Raw genomic sequence first — 22928 nt, 5'->3', positions numbered from 1 at the left:
TCATTCGATGACCTTGGGAACCAGGAACAGGCCGTCTTCGACGGCGGGTGCGCTGCGTTGGTTGAGTTCGCGCTGATTGCTCTCGGTGACGGCGTCCTCGCGCAGGCGCAAGGCCACCTCCTGCACAGCGGAGAGCGGGGTGTACAGGGGCTCGACGCCGCTGGTGTCCACCGCGCTCATCTGCTCCACGATGGAGAAGAAGCCATTCAGCTGCCCGAGCAGGGCGGCCTGCTCGCTGTCGGCCAATTCCAGCCGGGCCAGGTGAGCGATGCGGCTCACGTCTTGAGGGGTCAGGGCCATGGGGGAAGCAAGTCCAAAAGTGTCAAAAACAAAGCCCTGGAAGGGCTTGCGCTAGGTCAGATCCTAGGGGTGATCGGGTATTATCTCCGCTTATCTCCATGCCATCGGGGCTGCGCGCCGTTCAGGTCCACGCAGCCTCGCTGTTTATGGTGCGAACGATTCCCGTGGCAGCTTGGTCTGCCGCCTTACCCTGACCCGCAAAGCCTGCTTTCGGACCGGGTGTGATCTGGAGCCACAGCTGCAGATGCGCCTGCCCGACGAACCCATCACATCATGTTCGCCTCCCTGCGCCGCTACTTTTCCACCGACCTCGCCATCGACCTCGGCACCGCCAACACCCTGATTTACGTGCGCGGCAAGGGCATCGTGCTGGACGAACCCTCGGTCGTCGCGATCCGCCACGAAGGCGGCCCGAATGGCAAGAAGACCATCCAGGCCGTCGGCCGCGAGGCCAAGGCCATGCTGGGCAAGGTGCCCGGCAATATCGAGGCGATCCGCCCGATGAAGGACGGCGTGATCGCCGACTTCACCGTCACCGAGCAGATGCTCAAGCAGTTCATCAAGATGGTGCACGACTCGAAGATGCTCAAGCCGAGCCCGAGGATCATCATCTGCGTGCCCTGCGGTTCCACCCAGGTGGAACGCCGCGCCATCCGCGAATCGGCGCTGGGCGCCGGTGCCAGCGAGGTCTACCTGATCGAGGAGCCGATGGCCGCGGCCATCGGTGCCGGCCTGCCGGTCAGCGAGGCCAGCGGCTCGATGGTGGTCGACATCGGCGGCGGCACCACCGAGGTGGGCGTGATCTCGCTGGGCGGCATGGTCTACAAGGGCTCGGTCCGCGTCGGCGGCGACAAGTTCGACGAGGCCATCATCAACTACATCCGCCGCAACTACGGCATGCTGATCGGCGAGCCCACCGCCGAGGCGATCAAGAAGAACATCGGCTCGGCCTTCCCCGGCTCCGAGGTGAAGGAGATGGAAGTCAAGGGCCGCAACCTCAGCGAGGGCGTGCCGCGCAGCTTCACGATCTCGTCCAACGAGATCCTGGAAGCCCTCACCGACCCGCTCAACCAGATCGTCTCCGCGGTGAAGAACGCGCTGGAACAGACCCCGCCCGAGCTGGGCGCCGACATCGCCGAGCGCGGCATGATGCTGACCGGTGGCGGCGCGCTGCTGCGCGACCTGGACCGCCTGCTGGCCGAGGAAACCGGCCTGCCGGTGCTGGTGGCCGAGGACCCGCTGACCTGCGTGGTGCGCGGTTGCGGCATGGCGCTGGAACGCATGGAGCGCCTGGGTTCGATCTTCACCTCGGAATAAGCCCGGGCCATGGTCTGCAGCGAGCCGGCACGTGTCCCACGGAGCCGGCTCTTGTGCATCTTGGTGAACATGTTCTGAACGCGCCATGCCCTTCGGCACCCTGGATCGCTCCCCGCCCCCCTTCTTTCGCCAAGGCCCCTCGGCGCTGACCAAGCTGCTGCTGTGCGCGGCGCTGGCGGTGTTCCTGATGGTGGCGGACGCGCGCTTCAAGGTGGCGCAGCCGGCGCGCGCCGCCCTCGCCTTGCTGCTGCACCCGGTGCAGCGCCTCTTGCTCTCGCCGGTGGACGCCTGGGAGCAGCTGGGCGACTACTCGCGCGGCATGGAGCGCGCCATGGCGGCCGAAGACCTGGCGCGCAAGCAACTGGTGCAGCAGGCCGAGCGGCTCTCGCGTGCGCAACAGCTGCAGGCCGAGAACCAGCGCCTGCGCGAACTGCTGAAGATGCGCGAGGCGCTGACGGTCAAATCGCTGGCGGCCGAGGTGCTGTACGAGGCCGCCGACCCCTATTCGCGGCGCGTCATCATCGACCGCGGCGGCCACCAGGGCGTGCGCGCCGGCTCGCCGGTGATCAACGATGCCGGCGTGCTGGGCCAGGTCACGCGCGTCTACAACTTCTCCGCCGAGGTGACGCTGCTGACCGACAAGGACGCCGCCATCCCGGTGCTCAACACCCGTACCCAGCAGCGCGGCGTGGCCTATGGCGGCGAGCGCAGCGAGGGCCCGATGGAGCTGCGCTTCATGGCCGCGAATGCCGACATCAAGAGCGGCGACCTGCTCTCCACCTCGGGCCTGGACGGCGTCTATCCGCCCGGCCTGCCGGTGGCCAAGGTGGCCCAGGTGGAGCGCCGCGGCGATACCAGTTTTGCGCGCGTGAGCCTGGCGCCGGTGGCCGAGCCCGACGCGGCGCGCCATGTGCTGATCCTGGAACCGCTGGAAGTGCATGAGGCGGCGCGCGCCGAAGCGGCCGCGGCGGCGGCCTCGGAGGCCGCGCTGTTCGCCGAGCGCAAGGCCCAGGTCAAGGCGGAAGCCAAGGCCAAGAAGGATGCGGCGCGCGAAAGCGCCAGGGACAAGGGGAATGAAAAGGGGAATGACAAGGGGGACACGCGATGATCATGCCGCGCGGCTCGGGCCAGCTGCTGCTGCCCGCCAATCCCCTCTTCATCGCCTTCACCCTGATCCTGGCCCTGGTGCTGGACATGGTGCCGCTGGGCCGCCAGCCGGCCATGCCGGATCTGCTGGCCATCACCCTGGTGTTCTGGAACGTGCACCAGCCGCGCCGCGTGGGCGTGGGCTTCGCCTTCGTGTTCGGCCTCTTCATCGATGTGCATCATGGCGCGCTGCTGGGTCAGCATGCGCTGGCCTACAGCCTCTTGAGCTTTGGCGCCGTGGCCCTGCACCGGCGCCTGCCCTGGTTTTCGCTGCCGGTGCAGGCGGTACAGGTGCTGCCGCTGTTCGTGCTGGCGCACCTGGCCTCGCTGCTGGTGCGCCTGATGGTGGGTGGCATGGCGCCGGGTTGGAGCCTGATGCTGGCGCCCTTGTTCGAGGCGGCCCTGTGGCCGGTGGCCAGCTGGATCCTGCTGGCGCCGCAGCGCCGGCCGCCGGACCCCGATGCGCATCGCCCGCTCTAGCGCCTTGCCATGACGGTTCTGAAGAACCTCCATCAGGAGCTCTCGCGCTTTCGCTTCCGCGTGCTTGCGGCGGCGGGCTTCGTGCTGTTCTGCTTTGCCCTGCTGGCGGCGCGCCTGGTGTTCCTGCAGGTGGTGCAGCACGACACCCTGCTGGAGCGCGCCGAGTCGAACCGCGTCACGGTGGTGCCCATCGTGCCCAACCGCGGCCTCATCAAGGACCGCAACGGCATCGTGCTGGCCAGCAATTACTCGGCCTACACGCTCGAGATCACGCCCTCCAAGGTGCTCAATCTGGACGAGACCATCGACGCGCTGGCCGGCGTGGTGGAGATCCAGGGGCGTGACCGCCGCCGCTTCAAGCGGCTGATGGAGGAGAGCAAGAATTTCGAGTCCCTGCCGATCCGCACCAAGCTGACGGATACCGAGGTCGCGCGCTTCGCCGCCCAGCGCTTCCGCTTCCCCGGCGTGGAGATCAAGGCGAGGCTGTTCCGCAACTATCCGATGGGGCAGGTGGGCGCGCATCTGCTGGGCTATATCGGCCGCATCAACCAGGCCGAGAAGAAGGCCATGGAGGATTGGCCCGAGGAGGAGCTCTCCAACTACCGCGGCACCGAATACATCGGCAAGCTGGGCCTGGAGCAGGCCTACGAGAAGGAGCTGCACGGCAGCACCGGCTTCGAGGAAATGGAAACCAGCGCCGGCGGCCGCGCTGTGCGGCGCCTGGCGCACCAGCCGCCCACGCCCGGCAACACGCTGATGCTGTCGATCGACATCCGCCTGCAGGCCCTGGTGGAAGAGCTCTACAAGGACCGCCGTGGCGCCCTGGTGGCGATCGACCCGCGCAGCGGCGAGGTGCTGGCCTTCGTCTCCAAGCCCACCTTCGATCCCAACCTGTTCGTCGACGGCATCGATGCCGACAGCTGGCGCGAGCTCAACGAGGACATCGACAAGCCGCTGCTGAACCGCGCGCTGCGCGGCACCTACCCGCCCGGCTCGACCTTCAAGCCCTTCATGGCGATGGCGGCGCTCAACAGCGGCAAGCGCGGGCCCAGCGTGATCGTGCAGGACAATCTGACCTACAGCTTCGGCGGCCGCACCTTCGGCAGCCCGGAGACCGACCGGCCCGGCCCCAAGGACATGCGCCTGGCGATCGTCAGCTCGTCCAATGTCTACTTCTACAGCCTGGCCAACGAGATGGGGGTGGACCTGATCCACGATCAACTGGAACCTTTCGGCCTGGGCCGCAAGACCGAGATCGACGTGCAGGGCGAGGTCACCGGCGTGCTGCCCTCGCAGGACTGGAAGCGCCGCTACTTCGCCAAGAGTCCGGCGAATCAGAAATGGTTTCCCGGTGAGACGATCTCGCTGGGCATTGGCCAGGGCTACAACAACTTCACCATGTTGCAGATGGCCACCGCCGTGTCGACCCTGGCCACCGGCGGCCAGCGCTACAAGCCGCGCCTGGTGCGAGAGATCGAGGATGTGGTGAGGCATGAGAAGCGCCGCATCGCCAGCGACGCGCTCGAGCCCCTGCCGCTCAAGCCCGAGCATGTGGAGGTGATCGTCAACGCCATGAACGGCGTGACGATCGAGGGCACCTCGCGCGCCGCCTTCCTGGGCGCGGCCTACCGCAGCGGCGGCAAGACCGGCACGGCCCAGGCCATCGGCCTGAAGGCGGGCGAGAAATACAGCGCCATCAAGGCCGACGAGCACAAGCGCGACCACTCGCTCTACATCGCCTTTGCGCCCGTTGAGGCGCCCACCATCGCGCTGGCGGTGATCGTGGAGAACGCCGGCTTCGGCTCGACCTCGGCCGCGCCGATCGCGCGCCGCGTGTTCGACTATGTGCTGACCGGCCAGTACCCCAGCGAGGAGGACATCGCGCTGACCCAGCAGGGCAAGACCACCGCGCCGGTGGGCCAGCCGCGCCCGGTCGCGCAAGTGCCCCTGCCAGGGGCGGTGCCGGCGGCCGCCAGCGCAGCGGCATCGGGAGCCTCGCGATGAATATTGCCTTCAAGGCCCCCAGCCTCTGGCAGCGCCTGCGGCCCTGGTTCCAGGGCTTCGACCTGCCGCTGCTGCTGGCGATCGCCTGGCTGATGGGCCTGGGCCTGCTGTGCATGTACTCGGCCGGCTACGACCATGGCACGCGCTTTGTCGACCATGCGCGCAATATGCTGCTCTCGCTCGCCATCATGTTCCTGATGGCGCAGATACCGCCGCAGCGGCTGATGAAGCTGGCCGTGCCGCTCTACAGCGTGGGGGTGGCGCTGCTGGTGGCGACGGCGCTGTTCGGCGTCACCAAGAAGGGCGCGACGCGCTGGCTCAGCATCGGCGTGACGCAGATCCAGCCCTCCGAGATCCTGAAGATCGCGATGCCGCTGATGCTGGCCTGGTGGTTCCAGAAGCGTGAGGGCCTGTTGCGCCTGCCCGACTTCGTGGCCGCCTTCGTGTTGCTGGCGATTCCCGTCGGCCTGGTGGCCAAGCAGCCGGACCTGGGCACGGCCATCCTGGTGCTGGCCGCCGGCCTGTATGTGATCTTCTTCGCCGGCCTGTCCTGGAAGCTGATCGTGCCAGCCATCGCCATCGGCGCCATCGCCATCACGGCGCTGGTGATGAGCGAGGATGCGATCTGTCAGCCCGAGGTGAAATGGCCGGTGCTGCGCGAGTACCAGAAGAACCGCGTCTGCACCCTGCTGGACCCGACCAAGGACCCGCTGGGCAAGGGCTTCCACATCATCCAGGGCGAGATCGCGATCGGCTCGGGCGGCGTGACCGGCAAGGGCTTCATGAAGGGCACGCAGACCCATCTGGAGTTCATCCCCGAGCGCACCACCGACTTCATCTTCGCCGCCTTTGGCGAGGAGTTCGGCCTGATCGGCGCGGCGGCCCTGCTGCTGGGCTTCAGCGCCCTGATCCTGCGCGGCCTGATGATCGCCTCCGAGGCGCCGACGCTGTTCTCGCGCCTCATGGCCGGGGCCATCACGCTGAGCTTCTTCACCTATGTGTTCGTCAACATGGGCATGGTGTCGGGCATCCTGCCGGTGGTGGGGGTGCCGCTGCCCTTCATCAGCTATGGCGGCACCGCCATGGTGATGCTGGGGCTGAGCCTTGGCATGCTGATGTCGATCTCCAAGAGCCGGCGCTTCATGCACCGCTGAGCGGAGGCTCCTCGCCCTTCAGCACATGGGCCTGGAAACGGATCGTGAAGCGCGCGCCCGGGCCCATGCCGTCGGGCTCCACCATGCCGGGGCGGCGCGGCCGCGCCTCGTCCAGCGTGACCTCGGCCTCGTGCTGCTGGGCGATCTCGCGCACGATCGCCAGGCCCAGGCCCGAGCCGTCCACATTCGTGCCGAGCGCGCGGTAGAAGGGCTGGAACACCTTCTCGCGCTCTGACTCTGGAATGCCAGGTCCGGAGTCTTCCACCTGCAGCACGCAGACCTGGCCGAACGGGTCTTCCACTACCCGCACGGTGATGGTGCCGCCGGCCGGCGTATAGAGCAGGGCGTTGTCCACCAGATTGCGGATCAGCTCGCGGATCAGCAGCGGATGGCCCAGGATGCGCAGCGCGCTGCTGGCCTCGTCGGGGCCCTCGTAGCCGAGGTCCAGGCGCTTCTCCATCGCGCGCGGCACGAAGTCGCGCACCGTCTCGATGGCCAGCTCGGGCAGATTCACCTCGCTGCGGCGCGCCGCATGCTCCTGGTCTTCGGCCCGTGCCATCGCCAGCAGCTGGTTCACCATGTGCGCGGCGCGCTGGCTGGAGAGCGAGATCTGCTGCAGCGAACGTTTCAGTTCGCCGGGCGAGCTGCGGCCCTCGTCGATCTCGCGCTGCGCAAACTCGGCCTGGGTGCGCAGGCCGGCCAGCGGTGTCTTGAGCTGGTGCGCGGCGTCGGCGAGGAAATGCTTCTGGCTGCTGATGGACTGGTCCAGGCGCTCCAGCAGGTCGTTGATGGCGCGCACCAGCGGCGCCACCTCGTCGGGAATGCGGCGCTCATCGATGGGGCTGAGGTCCGAGCTCTCGCGCGAGCGGATGCGGCGCTGCAGGTCGTTCAGCGGCGCGATGCCGCGCGCCAGCGCCAGCCACACCAGCAGCACGGCCAGCGGCAGGATCACGAACTGCGGCAGGATCACGCCCTTGATGATTTCGTTGGTGAGGCGCGCGCGCTTGCCCAGGGTCTCGGCCACCTGCACCAGCATGGTCTTGCCGCTGGGCCCCATGCCTTCGGGTACCACCCACAGATAGGCCACGCGCACGTTTTCGTTGTCCACCTCGTCGTCGCGGAAGTGCAGCTCCCAGGGCACGATGGTCTCGTCGGCGGTGGGCACGGGCAGGTTGCGATCGCCGTTCAGGTACTCGCCGCGCAGCCCCAGCACCTGGTAGTAGATGGTGTCGGCCTCGTCGGCGCGCAGCAGCGCCGCGGCCTCGGGCGAGAGCGCATAGCGCGCGCTGGCCTTGCCGGCGCGCGGCTGCTCGGCCGCCACCTGCAGGCCCAGCGAGCGTGCCATCTCGCCCAGCTCGCGGTCGTAGGGCTTGCTGGCAATGCCCTGCGCCACCAGCCAGGTCAGCGCCACGCTGATGGGCCAGATCACCAGCAGGGGGGCGAGCATCCAGTCGAGGATCTCGCCGAAGAGCGAACGTTGCCCGGTATCAGCGGCCATGCATGACGCCGGGGGTCAGGTCTTGACTTCCTGGATCTTCTCCAGGCAGTAGCCCAGGCCGCGCACCGTGGCGATGCGTATCGGGCCCTGCTCGATCTTCTTGCGCAGGCGGTGGATGTAGACCTCGATGGCGTTGTTGCTGACCTCTTCGCCCCATTCGCACAGGCGCTCCACCAGCTGATCCTTGCTGACCAGCCGGCCGGCGCGCTGCAGCAGCACCTCCAGCAGCGAGAGCTCGCGCGCCGAGAGCTCCACCATCTGGTCGTTGATGTAGGCGACGCGGCCGGTGGCGTCGAACGACAGCGGGCCATGCTTGATGACGCTGGACGCGGTGCCCAGGCCGCGCCGGGTGAGGGCGCGTACGCGCGCTTCCAGTTCCTGCAGCGAGAAGGGCTTGGCCATGTAGTCGTCGGCGCCCAGGTCGAGGCCCTTGACGCGCTGCTCCACGCTGTCGGCCGCGGTGAGTATCAGCACCGGCACCGAGGTGCCGCGCGCGCGCAGCTTGCGCAACACCTCCAGCCCGTGCAGGCGCGGCAGGCCCAGGTCCAGAATCACCAGATCGAACTCATGCGAGGCCAGCGCGGCATCGGCCTCGGTGCCGGTGCCCACCTGGTCCACGGCATAGCCCGAGGCGCGCAATGAGCGCAACAAGCCATCGGCCAGCACTTGGTCGTCTTCAGCGATCAGGATGCGCATCTTGTCTCCATGGGCCGGGGCAGGGATGCCGGCGCCTGTCCCTCATTCTATGGAGCCGCCCGCTTGCCGGCGGGCTTCGCATAAACTACTGTACGAATATACAGATTGCGCCATAATGCGCGCATCAACCGGAGAGCATTCATGGACGCCCCTGTCAAAGCCATCAACACCGAGAAAGCCAAGGCCCTGCAGGCCGCACTTGCCCAGATCGAAAAGCAATTCGGCAAGGGTTCCATCATGCGCCTGGGCGAGGGCGAGGTGATTGAAGACATCCAGGTGGTGTCCACCGGCTCGCTGGGCCTGGACATCGCACTGGGCGTGGGTGGCCTGCCGCGCGGCCGGGTGGTCGAGATCTACGGCCCGGAGTCCTCGGGCAAGACCACGCTGACCCTGCAGGTCATTGCCGAGATGCAAAAGCTCAGCGGTGTCTGCGCCTTCATCGACGCCGAGCATGCGCTGGACATCCAGTACGCGCAAAAGCTCGGCGTGAACCTGCAGGAGCTGTTGATCAGCCAGCCCGATACCGGCGAGCAGGCGCTGGAAATCGTCGATGCCCTGGTGCGCTCGGGTTCGGTGGACCTGATCGTGGTGGACTCGGTGGCCGCACTGACGCCCAAGGCCGAACTGGAAGGCGAGATGGGCGACTCCCTTCCCGGCCTGCAGGCCCGCCTGATGAGCCAGGCCCTGCGCAAGCTCACCGCCACCATAAAGAAGACCAACTGCATGGTCATCTTCATCAACCAGATCCGCATGAAGATCGGCGTGATGTTCGGCAGCCCCGAGACCACCACCGGCGGCAACGCGCTGAAGTTCTACGCCTCGGTGCGTCTGGACATCCGCCGCATCGGCTCGATCAAGAAGGGTGAAGAGGTGATCGGTTCCGAGACCAAGGTCAAGGTGGTGAAGAACAAGGTTGCGCCCCCCTTCAAGACCGCCGAATTTGACATCCTCTATGGCGAGGGCATCAGTCGCGAGGGCGAGATCATCGACATGGGCGTGGTGGCCAAGGTGGTGGAGAAGTCCGGCTCCTGGTATGCCTACAACGGCGAGAAGATCGGCCAGGGCAAGGACAACGCGCGCGAGTTCCTGCGCGAGAACCGCGACGTGGCCATCGAGATCGAGAACAAGGTGCGTGAGTCCATGGGCGTGCCGTTGCTGACCGAGAGCGAGGCGGGCTGATCGGCACTGGCAGGCGGGCATGGTGCGCGGGCAGCCGCTGTCGCTGAAGGCGCGCGCCATCGGCCTGTTGGCACAGCGCGAGCACAGCCTGGCCGAATTGCGGCGCAAGCTCGTGCGGCTGGCGCGGCAGCGCCTGGCCGAGGCGACCCAGCCCGGCGCAACGGAGTCGCCCGATCCGGCCGAGCATGACGTGGGCGCGGAGGTCGATGCCCTGCTGGTCTGGCTGCAGGCCCAGGGCTATTTGAGCGAGGCACGCTTTGTCGAATCGCGCATCCATGCCCGCAGCCAGCGCTATGGCAATCTGCGCATTCAGCAGGAGCTTGCTCAGCATGGGGTGCAGCTCGAGGCCGAGCAGCAAGCCAGGCTGAAGGACAGCGAACTCGAGCGCGCGCGCCAGATCTGGCAGCGCAAATTCGGCGGCGCGGCGCCGCTGGATGCCGCGGCCCGCGCCAAGCAGATGCGTTTTCTGGCCGGCCGGGGCTTCTCGGCCGAGGTGATACGCCGCGTGCTGCGCGCGGACGATGAATAGCCGGTGCCAGGGCTCCAAGCGGGCTTGATGTGGCGCAAGCTGGCGCCAGGAACGCCCGGCCAAGGTCGGTGTTGACAGCCTCGTGAAAGCCTTGATGCAGCGCAGCATGCTACATTGGCGCCCTGCGCAAGGCGTGCCCGCCGGCCTCTGAAGGCCTGCGGGCTACATTTTTGCGCCACTGCCGTCCACGCGTTTCATGTCCCTGCTCACCCCTTGTCCCGAGCGTCAGCTGCTGCACCGTCGAAGCATCGACGTGCAGGTCTATGCGCGCGCCGATGGCCTCTACGATGTCGAGGCGGAGCTCAAGGACAGCAAGACCCGCGACATTCCCCTGGCCCATGGCGTCCGCAAGGCGGGCGACCCGGTGCACGACATGCTGTTGCATCTGGTGGTGGACGCGCAGCTGAACATCCTGTCCTCCAGTTCGCAGACGCGCTGGATGCCTTATCCCGGGCATTGCGACCAGCATGGCGAGGCCTATGGCCGCCTGGTCGGCCTGAATCTGCTCAAGGGCTTTCGCGCCGAGGTCAAGCAACGGCTGGCCGGTGTGCATGGCTGTACCCATCTCACCGAGCTGACCCAGGTGCTGCCCACCGCGGTGATCCAGGCCTTTGCCGGGCTGGTGATCGACACCCGCGAAGGCTCGGCCGATGGTCAGCCGCCCTTCCAGCTGGATCGTTGCCATGCACTTCGCAGCGACGGCGCGGTGGTGCAAACTCATTACCCTCGCTGGTATCGCGGCGCGTCGGCTCGGCCGGACGCGCAGGCGCTGCCCGCATCTTCCTCTTCCTGATTTACCTCTATCCATCAAGCGAGACCTCCCTATGAAGATTCACGAGTACCAGGGCAAGGAAATCCTGCGCCAGTTCGGCGTGCCGGTGCCCCGCGGCATCCCGGCCTTCACCGTGCAAGAAGCGGTGGAAGCCGCGCAAAAGCTCGGCGGCCCGGTTTGGGTGGTCAAGGCGCAGATCCACGCCGGCGGCCGCGGCAAGGGCGGCGGCGTGAAGCTGGGCCGTTCGCTGGAAGACGTGAAGGCGCTGGCCGAGCAGATCCTGGGCATGCAGCTGGTGACGCACCAGACCGGCCCGCAAGGCCAGAAGGTCCGTCGCCTCTACATCGAAGAGGGCGCCGACATCAAGAATGAACTCTATGTGTCGCTGGTCACCGACCGCGGCACGCAGAAGGTGGCCTTCATCGCTTCGAGCGAGGGTGGCATGGACATCGAGGAAGTGGCGCATTCCACGCCCGAGAAGATCCTCACCGAGCTGATCGACCCGCTGGTCGGCCTGACGGTCGAGCAGGCCAAGAAGATCGCCGCCGGCATCGGGCTGAGCGGTCACTCGGTGGACCAGGCCGTCGATCTGTTCCAGAAGCTCTACAAGTGCTACATGGACACCGACGCCTCGCTGGTCGAGATCAACCCGCTGAACTGCGATTCCAAGGGCAATCTGATCGCCCTGGACGCCAAGTTCAACTTCGACGCCAACGCGCTGTTCCGTCATCCCGAGATCGTGGCCTACCGTGATCTGGACGAAGAGGATCCGGCCGAAGTGGAAGCCTCCAAGTTCGACCTGGCCTACATCAGCCTGGACGGCAATATCGGCTGCCTGGTGAACGGTGCCGGTCTGGCGATGTCCACCATGGACACCATCAAGCTGTTCGGCGGCGAGCCGGCCAACTTCCTGGACGTGGGTGGTGGCGCCACCGCCGAGAAGGTCACCGAAGCCTTCAAGATCATGCTGAAGAACCCCGAAGTGAAGGGCATCCTGGTCAATATCTTCGGCGGCATCATGAAGTGCGACACCATCGCCGAAGGCGTGATCACGGCCTGCAAGGCGGTGAACCTGTCCGTGCCGCTGGTCGTGCGCATGAAGGGCACCAATGAAGAGCTGGGCAAGAAGATGCTGGCCGACTCCGGCCTGCCCATCATCGCTGCCGACACCATGGCCGAAGCCGCGACCAAGATCGTGGCCGCTGTTGCCTGAGTCTGCCTAAAGCCCCGCAAGGAAAGAAATCATGTCGATCTACATCAACAAAGACACCAAGGTCATCACCCAGGGCATCACTGGCAAGACCGGCCAGTTCCATACCCTGGGCTGCCAGGCCTACGCGAACGGCAAGAACGCCTTCGTCGCCGGCGTGAACCCCAAGAAGGCCGGTGAGAAGTTCTCGGACATCCCCATCTTCGCGACCGTCAAGGAAGCGGCCGCCCAGACCGGCGCCACCGTCTCGGTGATCTATGTGCCGCCCGCCGGCGCTGCCGCCGCGATCTGGGAAGCCGTGGAAGCCGACCTGGATCTGGCCATCTGCATCACGGAAGGCATTCCCGTCCGTGACATGCTGGAAATCCGCAACAAGATGAAGGCCAAGGAAGCGGCCGGCGGCAAGAAGACCCTGCTGCTGGGCCCCAACTGCCCCGGCCTGATCACGCCGGAAGAAATCAAGATCGGCATCATGCCCGGCCACATCCACCGCAAGGGCCGCATCGGCGTGGTCTCGCGTTCGGGCACGCTGACGTACGAAGCCGTGGCACAGCTGACCGAAATCGGCCTGGGCCAATCCAGCGCCGTCGGTATCGGTGGCGACCCGATCAACGGCCTCAAGCACATCGACGTGATGCAGGCCTTCAACGACGATCCGGATACCGACGCCGTCATCATGATCGGTGAAATCGGTGGCCCGGACGAGGCCGAAGCCGCGCGCTGGTGCAAGCTGAACATGAAGAAGCCGGTGGTCGGCTTCATCGCTGGCGTGACCGCCCCTCCCGGCAAGCGCATGGGCCATGCCGGCGCGCTGATCGCCGGCGGTGCCGACACGGCCGATGCCAAGCTCGCCATCATGGAAGAGTGCGGCTTCACCGTGACGCGCAATCCGTCCGAGATGGCCAAGCTGCTGAAGGGCCTGCTCTAAGCCGGCCGGCCCGGCCTGCGGGGGTGCGTACTATCACGCATCGGCGCGCAGGCCAGGCACCAGACAATCGTGGCGCCGCCAGGCGCGCGAACAAAAAGAGGGGCGCCACAGCCCCTCTTTGCATTTCGGCCGCCAGCGTCCGCATGGACGCCCAGGCTTTAGACTGGGCGATCTGAACCAGGATCCTTACCGCATCAGCACACACCATGGACATGCTGTTCAGTCCCGAATTCTGGCTTGCCGTCGGCCAGATCATCATGATCGACATCCTGCTGGGTGGCGACAACGCCGTTGTGATCGCGCTCGCCTGCCGCAAGCTGCCGGACGCGCAGCGCACCAAGGGCATCATCTGGGGCACGGCCGGCGCCATCGTGCTGCGCGTGGTGCTGATCTTCTTTGCGCTGACCCTGCTCAAGCTGCCCTATCTGAAGCTGATCGGTGGTGCGCTGCTGTTCTGGATCGGCATGAAGCTGCTGGTGCCGGAGGATGAGGACGAACATGCCAGTGTCCAGGCCAGCGACAAGCTCTGGGCCGCCGTCAAGACGGTGATCGTGGCCGACTTCGTGATGAGCCTGGACAACGTGATCGCGATCGCCGGCGCCGCCGAGGGTGCGGGTGGTGATCACAAGATGCCGCTGGTGATCTTCGGTCTGCTGGTGTCGATCCCCATCATCGTCTGGGGGAGCCAGATGGTGATCAAGCTGATGGACCGCTTCCCCGTCGTGATCACCGCCGGTGCCATGCTGCTGGGCTGGATCGCCGGCACCATGATGCTGTCCGATCCGGCGCTGAGCCCCTGGCTGCCCCTGCCTCCGGGCAGCGAACGCAAGGCCATCTCGGACGTGCTGCCGCTCTGGCATTACGCCAGCGGCGTGCTGGGCGCGCTGCTGGTGCTGGCGCTGGGCAAGCTGTTCGCGGCGCGCGCCGCGGGCGAGCAGGGCTGAGTTTCGCGCTCGAGCGGAGATGCCATGAACGCGCCCGGCTTCTGGAAACGCATTCTTGGCCGAGCCGAGCAGCCGGAGTCAGAGCCATCCACCCAGCCCGAGCTGCACCAGTCCGCCAGCCTGGTGCCGGGTTATGTGTTGGGTGAGGAAATCGGCCGTGGCGCCATGGCCGTGGTGCACAAGGCCACCCAGAGCAAGACCGGCCGCCAGGTGGCGATCAAGCGCCTGGCCCTGCAGCGCGAGTTTGCGCCCGAGGACCTGATCGATGTGCGCGAGCGCTTCATGCGCGAGGCGCGCGCGGCCGGCCATCTGCAGCACCCGGACATCCTGCAGATCCTGGACGCCGGCGAGGTCGGTGGCGACACCTGGATCGCGATGGAATATGTGCTGGGGCGCGACCTCAGCCACTACACCCGCCCCGGCCAGTTGCTGCCGGCCCGTGAAGTGCTGCAGCTGGTGATTCGCCTGGCGCGTGCGCTGGCCTACGCGCACAGCCAGGGCGTGGTGCATCGCGACATCAAGCCGGCCAATGTGATGCTGGATCGGGTCAGCAGCAGTATCAAGGTGATGGACTTTGGCATCGCACGCCTGGCCGACGGCAGCCGCACCCGCACCGGCCTGGTGCTGGGCACGCCCTCCTTCATGTCGCCCGAACAACTCGCCGGGCTGAAGGTGGATGGCCGTAGCGACCTCTATTCCCTCGGGGTGATGCTCTACCAGCTGCTGACCGGGCAGCTGCCGCACCAGAGCGACTCGATGGCGCAGCTGATGTACCAGATCGCCAACCAGCCGGCTCCGGATGTGCGCCACCTGCGACCCGACCTGCCCGAGTCCCTCGCGATGGTGCTGGCCCTGGCGCTGGAGAAGCGCCCCGAGCTGCGTTACGCCAGCGGCGAGCAGTTTGCGGCCGACCTCGAAGCCGTGCTGGCTCAAGGGGGGCTGACTGGCGCCCTGGATGGGACTGCCCCAGCCGCCGGTGCGGCCGCCAGCGAGGCGCCGCCGGCCGACGGCAAGGCGTTCGCGCAAACACTGCGTCTGGATCTGAACGATCCAGGGCAGAATCCCTAATCAATCCCCAGACCTGCCCAGCCGACATGACCTTGGAGCTCTACTGCGCGACCGACGTGGGCCGCGCGCGCGACAACAACGAAGACTCGGTGGCCCTGGACGAAAGCGTCGGTCTGGCCGTGCTGGCCGATGGCATGGGCGGCTACAACGCGGGCGAGGTGGCCAGCCAGATGCTGACCTCCTTCATCAAGGCCGAGCTGGGCCGCTGGCTCAAGGAGGCCGGTTCGGCCGCTGCGGTGGCCGATGTGCGACGCGCCATGGACATCTGCGTGGACAACGCCAACCGCGCCATCTTCAACGCTGCTAATACCAATCCGCGCTATGCCGGCATGGGCACCACCCTGGTGCTGGCGACCTTCCGCGAGGGCCATCTGCTGCTGGGCCATGTGGGCGACTCGCGCGCCTACCGCCTGCGTGCCGGCCAGCTGACCCAGATCACCCGCGATCATTCGCTGCTGCAGGAGCAGCTCGACGCCGGGCTGCTGACGCCGGAAGAGGCGGTGTTCTCCAGCAACAAGAACCTGGTGACGCGCGCCGTCGGGGTGGAAGACGCGGTGATGCTGGAGCTGCATCAGCACGAGGTGCAGCCCGGCGACGTCTACCTGCTGTGTTCCGATGGTTTGTCCGATATGTTGGACAGCGAATCCATCCAGCAGTTGCTCTTAAGCTACCCTTCGCTGTCCGAAGCGGCCCAAGCGCTCATTGATGCAGCCAATGACATGGGTGGCAAGGATAATATTGCGATCGTATTGGCCAGGGCCGAGGGGCGCACCCGTCAGGGTGGCCGGGCCTGGTGGCCGTTCGGACGCAAGCAGTAAGCAAAAAAGCAAACAAAGCCTCGCCCGTGGCGCTGGCGGCACAAGCCGCGGTTCATTGGGCGCAACAACAGACTGAGGTCAAAGCATGGGCAAGCTGGTGGTTTCGCTCGACGGCGTGGTGATCAAGGAGGTCCAGATCACCAAGGACAAGACCACGCTCGGGCGCCGGCCGTACAACGACATCGTGATCGACAATCTGGCGGTCAGCGGTGAGCATGCCGTGCTGCAAATGGTGGGATCCGATGTCTTCATCGAGGATCTGAACTCCACCAACGGCACCTACATCAACGGCAAGGCGATCAAGAAGCAGCTGCTGGCCAACAACGACATCGTCGAGGTCGGCAAGTACAAGATCAAGTTCCTGATCGAAGACAACGCCGATTACGAGAAGACCATGATTCTCAAGCCCGGGGCGACGCCGCCCTCGGGTTTCGGCCTGCCTTCCTCGTTTGGAGGCCTGGCTCCCGCCGCCAGTGCGGCCACGCCAGCCTCCATCAAGGTGCTGAATGGTGCGGCCGCGGGCCGCGAGGTCAGCCTCACCAAGGTCGTGACCACCGTGGGCAAGCCGGGCGTGCAGGTAGCCTCCATCACCAAGCGGCCCAGCGGCTATGTGTTTGCCCATGTCGAAGGCGCTTCGCGACCGACCGTGAACGGCCTGCCGCTCACGGGCGAATCGGTGGCCTTGAAGAGCGGCGATGTGATCGAGTTGGCGGGTACGCAGATGCAGTTCCTGCAGGGCTGAGCGTGCAGCTTTTCACGCTGGGCTTTGCCGGCCTGCCGTGCACCCCAAGGGGTGAGGAAAAACACCAACTTCCTGCCTTGCGGCTTTGGCCCAGGGGCGTAAATTGCGGGGCTGACCACCGCTACCCTCGGGTAGCGTTCCCGGGCCCCTGATGGGCTCGTCTCCAGAGCCCCTCATGAAGATTCGCGTCCTGGGTTGTTCCGGCGCCATCGCCGCCGGTTTCAAGACCACCTCCTTCCTGCTCGATGAGGACGTTCTCATCGACGCGGGCACCGGTGTGTGCGACCTCGATCTGGAGGCGATGGCGCGCATTGATCACATCCTGCTCAGCCATTCGCACCTGGATCATGTGCTGGGCATACCGTTGATGGCGGATGCTGTCATGCGCCAGCGCACGCAGGCCGGGCGCCCGCCCATCCAGGTCCATGCCCTGCCGCAGACCCTGGATGCCTTGCGACAGCATGTGTTCAACGGCGTGATCTGGCCCGATTTCACGCGTCTGCCGGATCGTGAACACCCCATCCTGCAGTTCCGTCCCTTCGCCGTCGGCGAGCGCCTGGAATTCAACGGGCGCACCGTCGAGGTATTGAGTGCAGCGCATACCGTGCCTGCCGTGGGCTTTGCCGTCGATGGCGGCGCGGCCGGCCATTGGGTCTTTACCGGTGACACCGGCCCCAACCCCGCGCTTTGGCAGCGCCTGGCCGGGCTCAAGCTGGCGCATCTCGTCATCGAGACGGCGTTTGGCAACGAGGAATGCGAGCTCGCCGAGCTCAGCCGGCATCTGTGCCCGCGCATGCTGGGTCAGGAGCTGGCCAAGCTGGCCGGCAGCGCCGACGTGCACATCACCCATATCAAGCCGGGCGAGATTGCCGCCGTGATGGCCGGCGTGCACGCGCTCACGACCGCACACCGTATCGCGGCGCTGGAGGCCGGGCGGGTGTTCAGCCTGGGCTGACGAAAGCTGTCAGCCACAAGGCGATGAGACCGAATGCGTCGGTCGGACTGACGAAAATTGTCAGCGCTGCCCGCCAAGTCCCCGGTGGTCCGTGACGCGCATCACGAAAGCGGCCCAAATCCAGGCTGGCACGACCCCTGCATTCAAGGGGGTGTCTCTACCCCTCAATCCTTTTCTTGTACGGAGTTGTCTATGAAGCGCGTTCAACAAGGTTTCACCCTGATCGAACTGATGATCGTGGTCGCCATCATCGGTATCTTGGCTGCTGTGGCACTGCCGGCTTACCGTGACTACACGGTCAAGGCCAAGGCGTCGGAGTTGTATGCGCTCGCAGGTCAGCCCAAGGCCAATATTCAGGAGTGGGTGACGGTGAAGAGCACTTTGCCGGCAGCCGCTGACATCGCCATGCCCACCCTGACCGCAGGTTCGATGGCCTCGAGCATCACCTGGGATGGTGCCAAAGTGACCGTTACCGGCAGCGCCAAGGAAGCTGCACTCGACGGCAAGACTATTATTGTGAACGCCTCCTTGCCCGCCGGCGCGGAAGCTGTAGTTTGGACCTGTTCCGGCGGCTCGGTTGATCCGAAGTACCTGCCCGCAAGCTGCAAGGGCTCTTGAGCGAACGTTGCTCAGCTAAGCGAAAACGGGGCGCTGCCCCGTTTTTTTGCGTTTGGGATCATGGGAGGCGGGTGGTGGTCCTTGTACAGATCGCATGCGGTATCTATTTACTGGTCGTGCCCCTGGCCTATTCGTTGCTGGGTGGCAGTGCTTCCGCACATGACTTTGCACGCGTTGTGCAACTGCCCCTGCTGGCAATCTCGGCGCTTGCCCTGCTGCTGACGACGCGGCGTGAGCCCCAACTGTCCACTGCTTACCGGTTGCTTGCGATCGGCTTGGTCGTGCTGGCGCTCCTCTCCGCACTGAGTTCCGCAGTGCCCTTGGCCGCGGTCCGAGAACTGGCACTGTTTGGCGGATTGCTTGCGATGATGCTGGTGATCGCTCGAATGGCGCGCGAGCGTGACTTGCTGAGCTACTTTGTGCTGGGTGCGATGGCAGCCTACAGCGTCCTGTTGCTGTTGGTATTGCTGGCGACAATGGCTACCGGACGCATCGTGCTGGTGTGGGAATTGCCCCTGGGGTTCGACAACCCGCGCTTCTTCAATCACGTCCAAACCGCAGCCATTCCACTGCTGACGGCGTTTACGCTGCGGCCGTCGTGGTCGCGCCAGCTTCGTTTGCTGGCCTTCGCCTGTCTGTGCCTTCAGATGTTCTTGCTCGTAGCTACCACAGGCCGTGCGACCATGCTGGCCATGGGCGGGGCCGCCGTGCTGTTGTGGCTGCTCTTGGGCGCACGGGTGCGACCTTGGCTTTGGAAGCTTGTGCTTGCCGCCGTCGCCGGACTGCTGCTGTATGGTCTGCTGTCCTTCCTCGGGCAGGGCCTGGCGGAGACCGCCGGATATCAACCCAATGCCCGAGAACTGAGCAGCGCACATTCACGTGACTATCTATGGGCGCTCGCCGCACAGCACGCAGCTGCGTCGCCCTGGTTGGGCAGCGGCCCCATGCATTTCGCACACCAAGCCAACGCCAAGGCGGCCCACCCACACAATTTCTACGTCCAGCTTGCTGCAGAGATGGGCCTGCCATTTGTCATCATGCTGCTGGTCCTTGTACTTCGCGCGATGTATGCAATGGCGAAGAAGCTGCGCGATTGTAGGGATCCTGAATCGTCGGTTATGGGTGCTGGGCTCTTCGCGGCCTGTGTGGCCATTGGCATTGATGCGCTGTTCTCCGGGAATCTGGTCATGCCCAACGCACAGGTGTGGTGTTTCGCCGTTTTCGGCATGGCATGGGCCTGGCATGCGGACGGCTCGGAGAATCCCGAGCCTTGCAAGTTGGCGGCTTGGCGAGGAGCAGTGCTGCAACGTCCGGTGCGGCTGCTGCTCCATTGCGCCTTATTCGCTGCCGTGCTGTGGTTGAATCTGGTGTCTTGGCCAGAAGCCAGGCTTGGCGTGCCGCATCTGGTGGTGAGTTCTCGCGGCAACGAGCCGCTGGAGCTTGTGCAAGGCATGCGCCCCAGGTTCTGGTCTCACGGTTGGTTTTGAATGTGCGTATGCATCTGAAGACGTTTAATCGGGTCCAGGCGGCCGGAGTCCATCTGGCCTGCAGCACTGTGTTGGCGGCCTTCATTGCCTGGCTTGTTTTCGGGGTCTGGTATCCGTGGCCATACAACCGTCTGTCCGGCGGGGCGGCGTTGTTTACGCTGCTGGTTGTTGTGGACGTCGTGCTTGGCCCTGTGCTCACGCTCGTCGTGTTCAATACCGAGAAGCCGCGTCGCGAGCTGCGCCGGGATTTGTCGATCATCGTGCTGCTGCAACTGGCGGCGATGGCCTATGGTCTACACACCATGGCAGTGGCGAGACCGGCGGTGCTGGCACTCGAGGTGGATCGCTTCAGGGTGGTACCGGCTGTGTCAGTGCTTGAGAGCGAACTGGCGCGCGCACCTGAGCAAGTTCGCGGCATCTCCTGGACGGGTCCGCGCCTTGTGAACACCAGGGCACCTGATGCGGTGGAAAAGGTTGATGCGGTGATGCTCGCGCTGTCTGGCGTTGATCTGGGTATGCGCCCAAATTTCTGGCTGCCGTGGGATGATGCGGCCCGCTTGGCTGCCAAACGAGTCGCCAAGCCTGCCGTTGCCTTGGCCAGCCGAGGTGCCGCACAAGCCCAGGCGTTGGGGAAAGCCGGTGCAGATATTGGACGTCCGCTGGAGCAGCTTGGCTACATACCGATTCTGGCGCGCAGTTCTGATGCGATTGCACTGATCGATCTCGGTACTGGCGCGGTGCTTGGATACGCGCTTCTGAGCGGATTTTGAATCGGAGCGCGCTGCTCGAAAACCGGTGAATGAGGTGATCGCCATGATGACAGAACAGGCAGGAGGTTTCACGCTGATCGAGGTCGTGGTCGTGTTGGCGGTTGTGGCGATCTTGGTCACCGTGGCCCTACCCAGCTACCAGGACTACGTGACCCGCAGCAAGCTTTCCGAGGCCGTGGATTCCGTGACCCCAATGCAACTGGAGTTGGGTCAGGCCTGTTTGTCCAAATACCTGGCGGGGGCCACCAATGCCTCGCTGGGTTTGCGCGCTGCGAGTGACTATGCCACCCCCTCCGCGGTGCAATCGATCTCGGCCGCTGGCGTCAGCGCCACCGAGGCCAAGATCACCGTGACGCTGAAGGCCTTTGGTGGCGTGCCTGCGGGCAGCACGCTGGTGTATGCAGGCACATGCAGTGCCGGCGGGGTCAGCTGGCAGCTCGACGCCAGCAGCACGTTGCCGGCCAAGTACCGGCCGAGGGTCTAAGCCAAGGTCTAATGGCGTTCTTCCATTGCGCTTCGCGGCGCGGCGCCAGCCCATGTCTCACGCAACTAGCTTCCCGCCTCTGCAGCAGCATTTTTTTCTTGACCGAGGGCTTGCGCTACTCGCTTGTGCCCTCCCGCTGCTGCTGGCCTACAACCTCTCGCCCTCGGCCACGCTGTTCAATCAACTGCTGGCTCTGGGGGGCTGGGGCGCCTTGGTGCTGTATCTTAGCCTGCAGGTGCCGCTGGTGAGGGGGGAGCGCATGCCGGCTGCGGCGTGGGGCCTGCTGCTGATGCTGCTGGCGGCCCTGAGTTCGCCGCTGCTGAACGGCCTGCCCTGGTCGCTCGCGCTGTCCGGTGCGGCCCTGCTGGGGGCGGCCATGGCGGTGCTGCTGGCCGCGCAGGCGCTGGCGACCGAGCAGCGCCAGGGTTTCTTTCTTGCCTTCATGTGGGCGCTGCTGTTGGCGGGGCTGGCCAGCGCGCTCATCAGCCTGATGCAGGTCTTCATGCCGGACTGGGCCGATGGCAGCTGGATCGCGCGCTCGGGCATTCCCGGCCGCGCGGTGGGCAATATGCGCCAGCCCAACCATCTGGCCAGCTTGCTGATCTGGGCCTGCGTGGCGGCGGTGGCGCTTGCTCAGCCCATGGGCCCGCGGCGCCGGACCGCGCTGGTGCCCGCTACCTTGTCTGCCATCCTGCTGTTGCTGGTGCTGGCGATCGTGCTGAGCGCCTCGCGCACCGGCATGTTGGCGGTGCTGTTGCTGGCGCTATGGGGTGCGCTTGATCGCCGCCTGACGCCTGCCAGCCGCATCGCCCTGCTCGCCACGCCGGCGATGCTGGCGCTGCACTGGGCCCTGTTGTCCGCCTGGGCGAGTCTGGGCAGTCACGCCTTCGGCGCCGAGGCGCGGCTGGCCGAGGGGGCGGGTTCACCGTCGCGGCTGGCCATACTCCGCAACACGTGGGCCTTGCTGCAGCAGCATCCGCTGACCGGCGTGGGTTGGGGTGAGTTCAACCTGGCTTGGTCGATGAGCCCCTTCCCCGACCGCCCGGTGGCTTTTTTTGACCATTGCCACAACCTGCCCATGCAGGTGCTGGTGGAGTTGGGCTGGCCGCTGGGGCTGGCGGTGCTGGGCTTGCTGCTTTGGTCGTGCTGGGTGGCCTGGCGCGAGTCCTGCCGCGCCAGCCTGGCAGATGAAGCGGTGATGCGGCGCTGCGCTTTCATGGTGGTGGCGATGATTGGCCTGCACAGCCTGCTGGAATATCCGCTCTGGTACAGCTACTTCCTGCTGCCCACGGCGTTCGCATTCGGTTTCTGCCTGGCGCCGCAAGTGCGCGGTGGTGGCGTGGTGGCATCGGCTCCGGCCGCGCTGCGGCTCTCGCTCGGCCTGGCGGGCGGCGCGCTGCTATTGGGCAGCCTGTGGGCCGTGCAGGATTACTTGCAGGTGGTGGCGGTGTACGCGCCGCCGGCGCAAGCGGCGCCGCTGGAGCAGCGCATCGCACGCGCGCAGCGCAGCCTGTTCTTTGCGGCCCAGGCCGATTACGCGGCAGCCACCAGTTCGCCACCTGGAGAGGCGGCGCTCGAAGCCACCCGGCGCACCGCACATAACCTCATAGATGTGCGCCTCATGATGGCCTGGGCCAAGTCACTGCATGCCGTGGGCCAGACCGACCAGGCGCGCTACGTGGTCCAGAGGCTCAGGGAGTTCCGCAGCGCCCAGGGCGCAGAGTGGCTGGAAGTCTGCGAACGGTCGCCAGCGGCGGCGGGCGAACTGCCCTTTCAGTGCGCGCCACCGCAGCATCGCTACGATTGGCGCGAGTTGCGCTGAGCATGCC

At 65.8% G+C, this 22928-nt stretch carries 23 protein-coding genes; 20 read left to right on the top strand and 3 right to left on the bottom strand.

Annotated elements, in window-relative coordinates; translation table 11 throughout:
* Entirely contained in the window at nt 1-300 is a 300-nt protein-coding gene (gene gatC, locus AC3WQY_RS03580; protein ID WP_285234263.1) for an Asp-tRNA(Asn)/Glu-tRNA(Gln) amidotransferase subunit GatC, read from the bottom strand.
* Nucleotides 301-573: 273 nt separating this feature from the next.
* On the opposite strand from gatC, the gene AC3WQY_RS03575 reads away from it, so the two are divergent.
* The 5 genes from AC3WQY_RS03575 to rodA all read left to right on the top strand — a co-directional run bounded on the left by AC3WQY_RS03575 (nt 574) and on the right by rodA (nt 6401).
* Nucleotides 574-1617, top strand: coding sequence for a rod shape-determining protein (locus tag AC3WQY_RS03575; RefSeq protein WP_137945426.1), 1044 nt, complete (start codon nt 574-576; stop codon nt 1615-1617).
* Nucleotides 1618-1702: 85 nt separating this feature from the next.
* Entirely contained in the window at nt 1703-2725 is a 1023-nt protein-coding gene (gene mreC, locus AC3WQY_RS03570) for a rod shape-determining protein MreC (protein ID WP_285234262.1), read from the top strand.
* Nucleotides 2722-3243, top strand: a complete 522-nt coding sequence (mreD, locus tag AC3WQY_RS03565; RefSeq protein WP_285234261.1) for a rod shape-determining protein MreD — start codon at nt 2722-2724, stop codon at nt 3241-3243. Before mreC ends, mreD begins: the two co-directional genes overlap by 4 nt.
* Before the next feature lie 9 nt (nt 3244-3252).
* The gene (mrdA, locus tag AC3WQY_RS03560; RefSeq protein WP_285234260.1) at nt 3253-5247 is read left to right on the top strand and encodes a penicillin-binding protein 2; all 1995 of its coding nucleotides are present in this window, start codon (nt 3253-3255) and stop codon (nt 5245-5247) included.
* Nucleotides 5244-6401, top strand: a complete 1158-nt coding sequence (gene rodA / locus AC3WQY_RS03555; RefSeq protein ID WP_285234259.1) for a rod shape-determining protein RodA — start codon at nt 5244-5246, stop codon at nt 6399-6401. The genes mrdA and rodA overlap by 4 nt, the downstream gene beginning before the upstream one ends.
* Here rodA and AC3WQY_RS03550 read toward each other — a convergent pair.
* Nucleotides 6388-7899 carry a sensor histidine kinase gene (locus AC3WQY_RS03550; protein ID WP_285234258.1) on the bottom strand — a complete coding sequence of 504 codons (1512 nt, stop codon included), beginning with the start codon at nt 7897-7899 and terminating at the stop codon, nt 6388-6390. The genes rodA and AC3WQY_RS03550 overlap by 14 nt on opposite strands.
* 15 nt (nt 7900-7914) lie before the next feature.
* Nucleotides 7915-8595: a response regulator gene (locus tag AC3WQY_RS03545; protein ID WP_285234257.1), complete on the bottom strand. Its 681-nt coding sequence runs from the start codon at nt 8593-8595 to the stop codon at nt 7915-7917.
* Nucleotides 8596-8736: 141 nt separating this feature from the next.
* Here AC3WQY_RS03545 and recA point away from each other — a divergent pair, with 141 nt between their 5' ends.
* From recA to AC3WQY_RS03470, 15 genes are all read left to right on the top strand, one after another.
* Nucleotides 8737-9774 (top strand): recombinase RecA, encoded by a 1038-nt coding sequence (gene recA, locus AC3WQY_RS03540; protein WP_285234256.1) that lies wholly within the window; start codon nt 8737-8739, stop codon nt 9772-9774.
* A gap of 19 nt (nt 9775-9793) precedes the next feature.
* Nucleotides 9794-10303, top strand: a complete 510-nt coding sequence (locus AC3WQY_RS03535; protein ID WP_285234255.1) for a regulatory protein RecX — start codon at nt 9794-9796, stop codon at nt 10301-10303.
* A 196-nt stretch (nt 10304-10499) separates the two neighbouring features.
* The gene (locus AC3WQY_RS03530) at nt 10500-11096 is read left to right on the top strand and encodes a DUF2889 domain-containing protein (protein ID WP_285234254.1); all 597 of its coding nucleotides are present in this window, start codon (nt 10500-10502) and stop codon (nt 11094-11096) included.
* Between the two features lie 31 nt (nt 11097-11127).
* The gene (sucC, locus tag AC3WQY_RS03525) at nt 11128-12288 is read left to right on the top strand and encodes an ADP-forming succinate--CoA ligase subunit beta (RefSeq protein WP_285234253.1); all 1161 of its coding nucleotides are present in this window, start codon (nt 11128-11130) and stop codon (nt 12286-12288) included.
* A 31-nt stretch (nt 12289-12319) separates the two neighbouring features.
* Nucleotides 12320-13213 carry a succinate--CoA ligase subunit alpha gene (gene sucD, locus AC3WQY_RS03520; RefSeq protein WP_285234252.1) on the top strand — a complete coding sequence of 298 codons (894 nt, stop codon included), beginning with the start codon at nt 12320-12322 and terminating at the stop codon, nt 13211-13213.
* A gap of 206 nt (nt 13214-13419) precedes the next feature.
* On the top strand, nt 13420-14157 hold the full coding sequence (locus AC3WQY_RS03515) for a TerC family protein (RefSeq protein ID WP_285234251.1): 738 nt from the start codon (nt 13420-13422) through the stop codon (nt 14155-14157).
* Between the two features lie 24 nt (nt 14158-14181).
* Nucleotides 14182-15225: a serine/threonine-protein kinase gene (locus AC3WQY_RS03510; RefSeq protein WP_285234250.1), complete on the top strand. Its 1044-nt coding sequence runs from the start codon at nt 14182-14184 to the stop codon at nt 15223-15225.
* A 26-nt stretch (nt 15226-15251) separates the two neighbouring features.
* On the top strand, nt 15252-16043 hold the full coding sequence (locus AC3WQY_RS03505) for a Stp1/IreP family PP2C-type Ser/Thr phosphatase (RefSeq protein ID WP_285234249.1): 792 nt from the start codon (nt 15252-15254) through the stop codon (nt 16041-16043).
* 85 nt (nt 16044-16128) lie between these two features.
* Entirely contained in the window at nt 16129-16785 is a 657-nt protein-coding gene (locus tag AC3WQY_RS03500; protein ID WP_285234248.1) for an FHA domain-containing protein, read from the top strand.
* 175 nt (nt 16786-16960) lie between these two features.
* Complete coding sequence (locus AC3WQY_RS03495) at nt 16961-17740, top strand: MBL fold metallo-hydrolase (protein ID WP_492705842.1); 780 nt, start codon at nt 16961-16963, stop codon at nt 17738-17740.
* A 192-nt stretch (nt 17741-17932) separates the two neighbouring features.
* Nucleotides 17933-18358, top strand: a complete 426-nt coding sequence (locus AC3WQY_RS03490; protein WP_492705841.1) for a pilin — start codon at nt 17933-17935, stop codon at nt 18356-18358.
* Nucleotides 18359-18432: 74 nt separating this feature from the next.
* A complete protein-coding gene (locus AC3WQY_RS03485; protein ID WP_492705838.1) occupies nt 18433-19845 on the top strand; it encodes an O-antigen ligase family protein in 1413 nt (470 codons plus the stop codon).
* A gap of 8 nt (nt 19846-19853) precedes the next feature.
* Complete coding sequence (gene tfpZ, locus AC3WQY_RS03480) at nt 19854-20615, top strand: TfpX/TfpZ family type IV pilin accessory protein (protein ID WP_492705836.1); 762 nt, start codon at nt 19854-19856, stop codon at nt 20613-20615.
* A 43-nt stretch (nt 20616-20658) separates the two neighbouring features.
* Nucleotides 20659-21099, top strand: a complete 441-nt coding sequence (locus AC3WQY_RS03475) for a pilin (RefSeq protein ID WP_492705834.1) — start codon at nt 20659-20661, stop codon at nt 21097-21099.
* 259 nt (nt 21100-21358) lie between these two features.
* Nucleotides 21359-22921: a PglL family O-oligosaccharyltransferase gene (locus tag AC3WQY_RS03470; RefSeq protein WP_492705832.1), complete on the top strand. Its 1563-nt coding sequence runs from the start codon at nt 21359-21361 to the stop codon at nt 22919-22921.
* Nucleotides 22922-22928 lie beyond the last annotated feature (7 nt).

This window comes from Roseateles sp. FW301-B2 (assembly GCF_058788955.1).
This window is presented reverse-complemented; position numbering and strand designations above follow the sequence as displayed.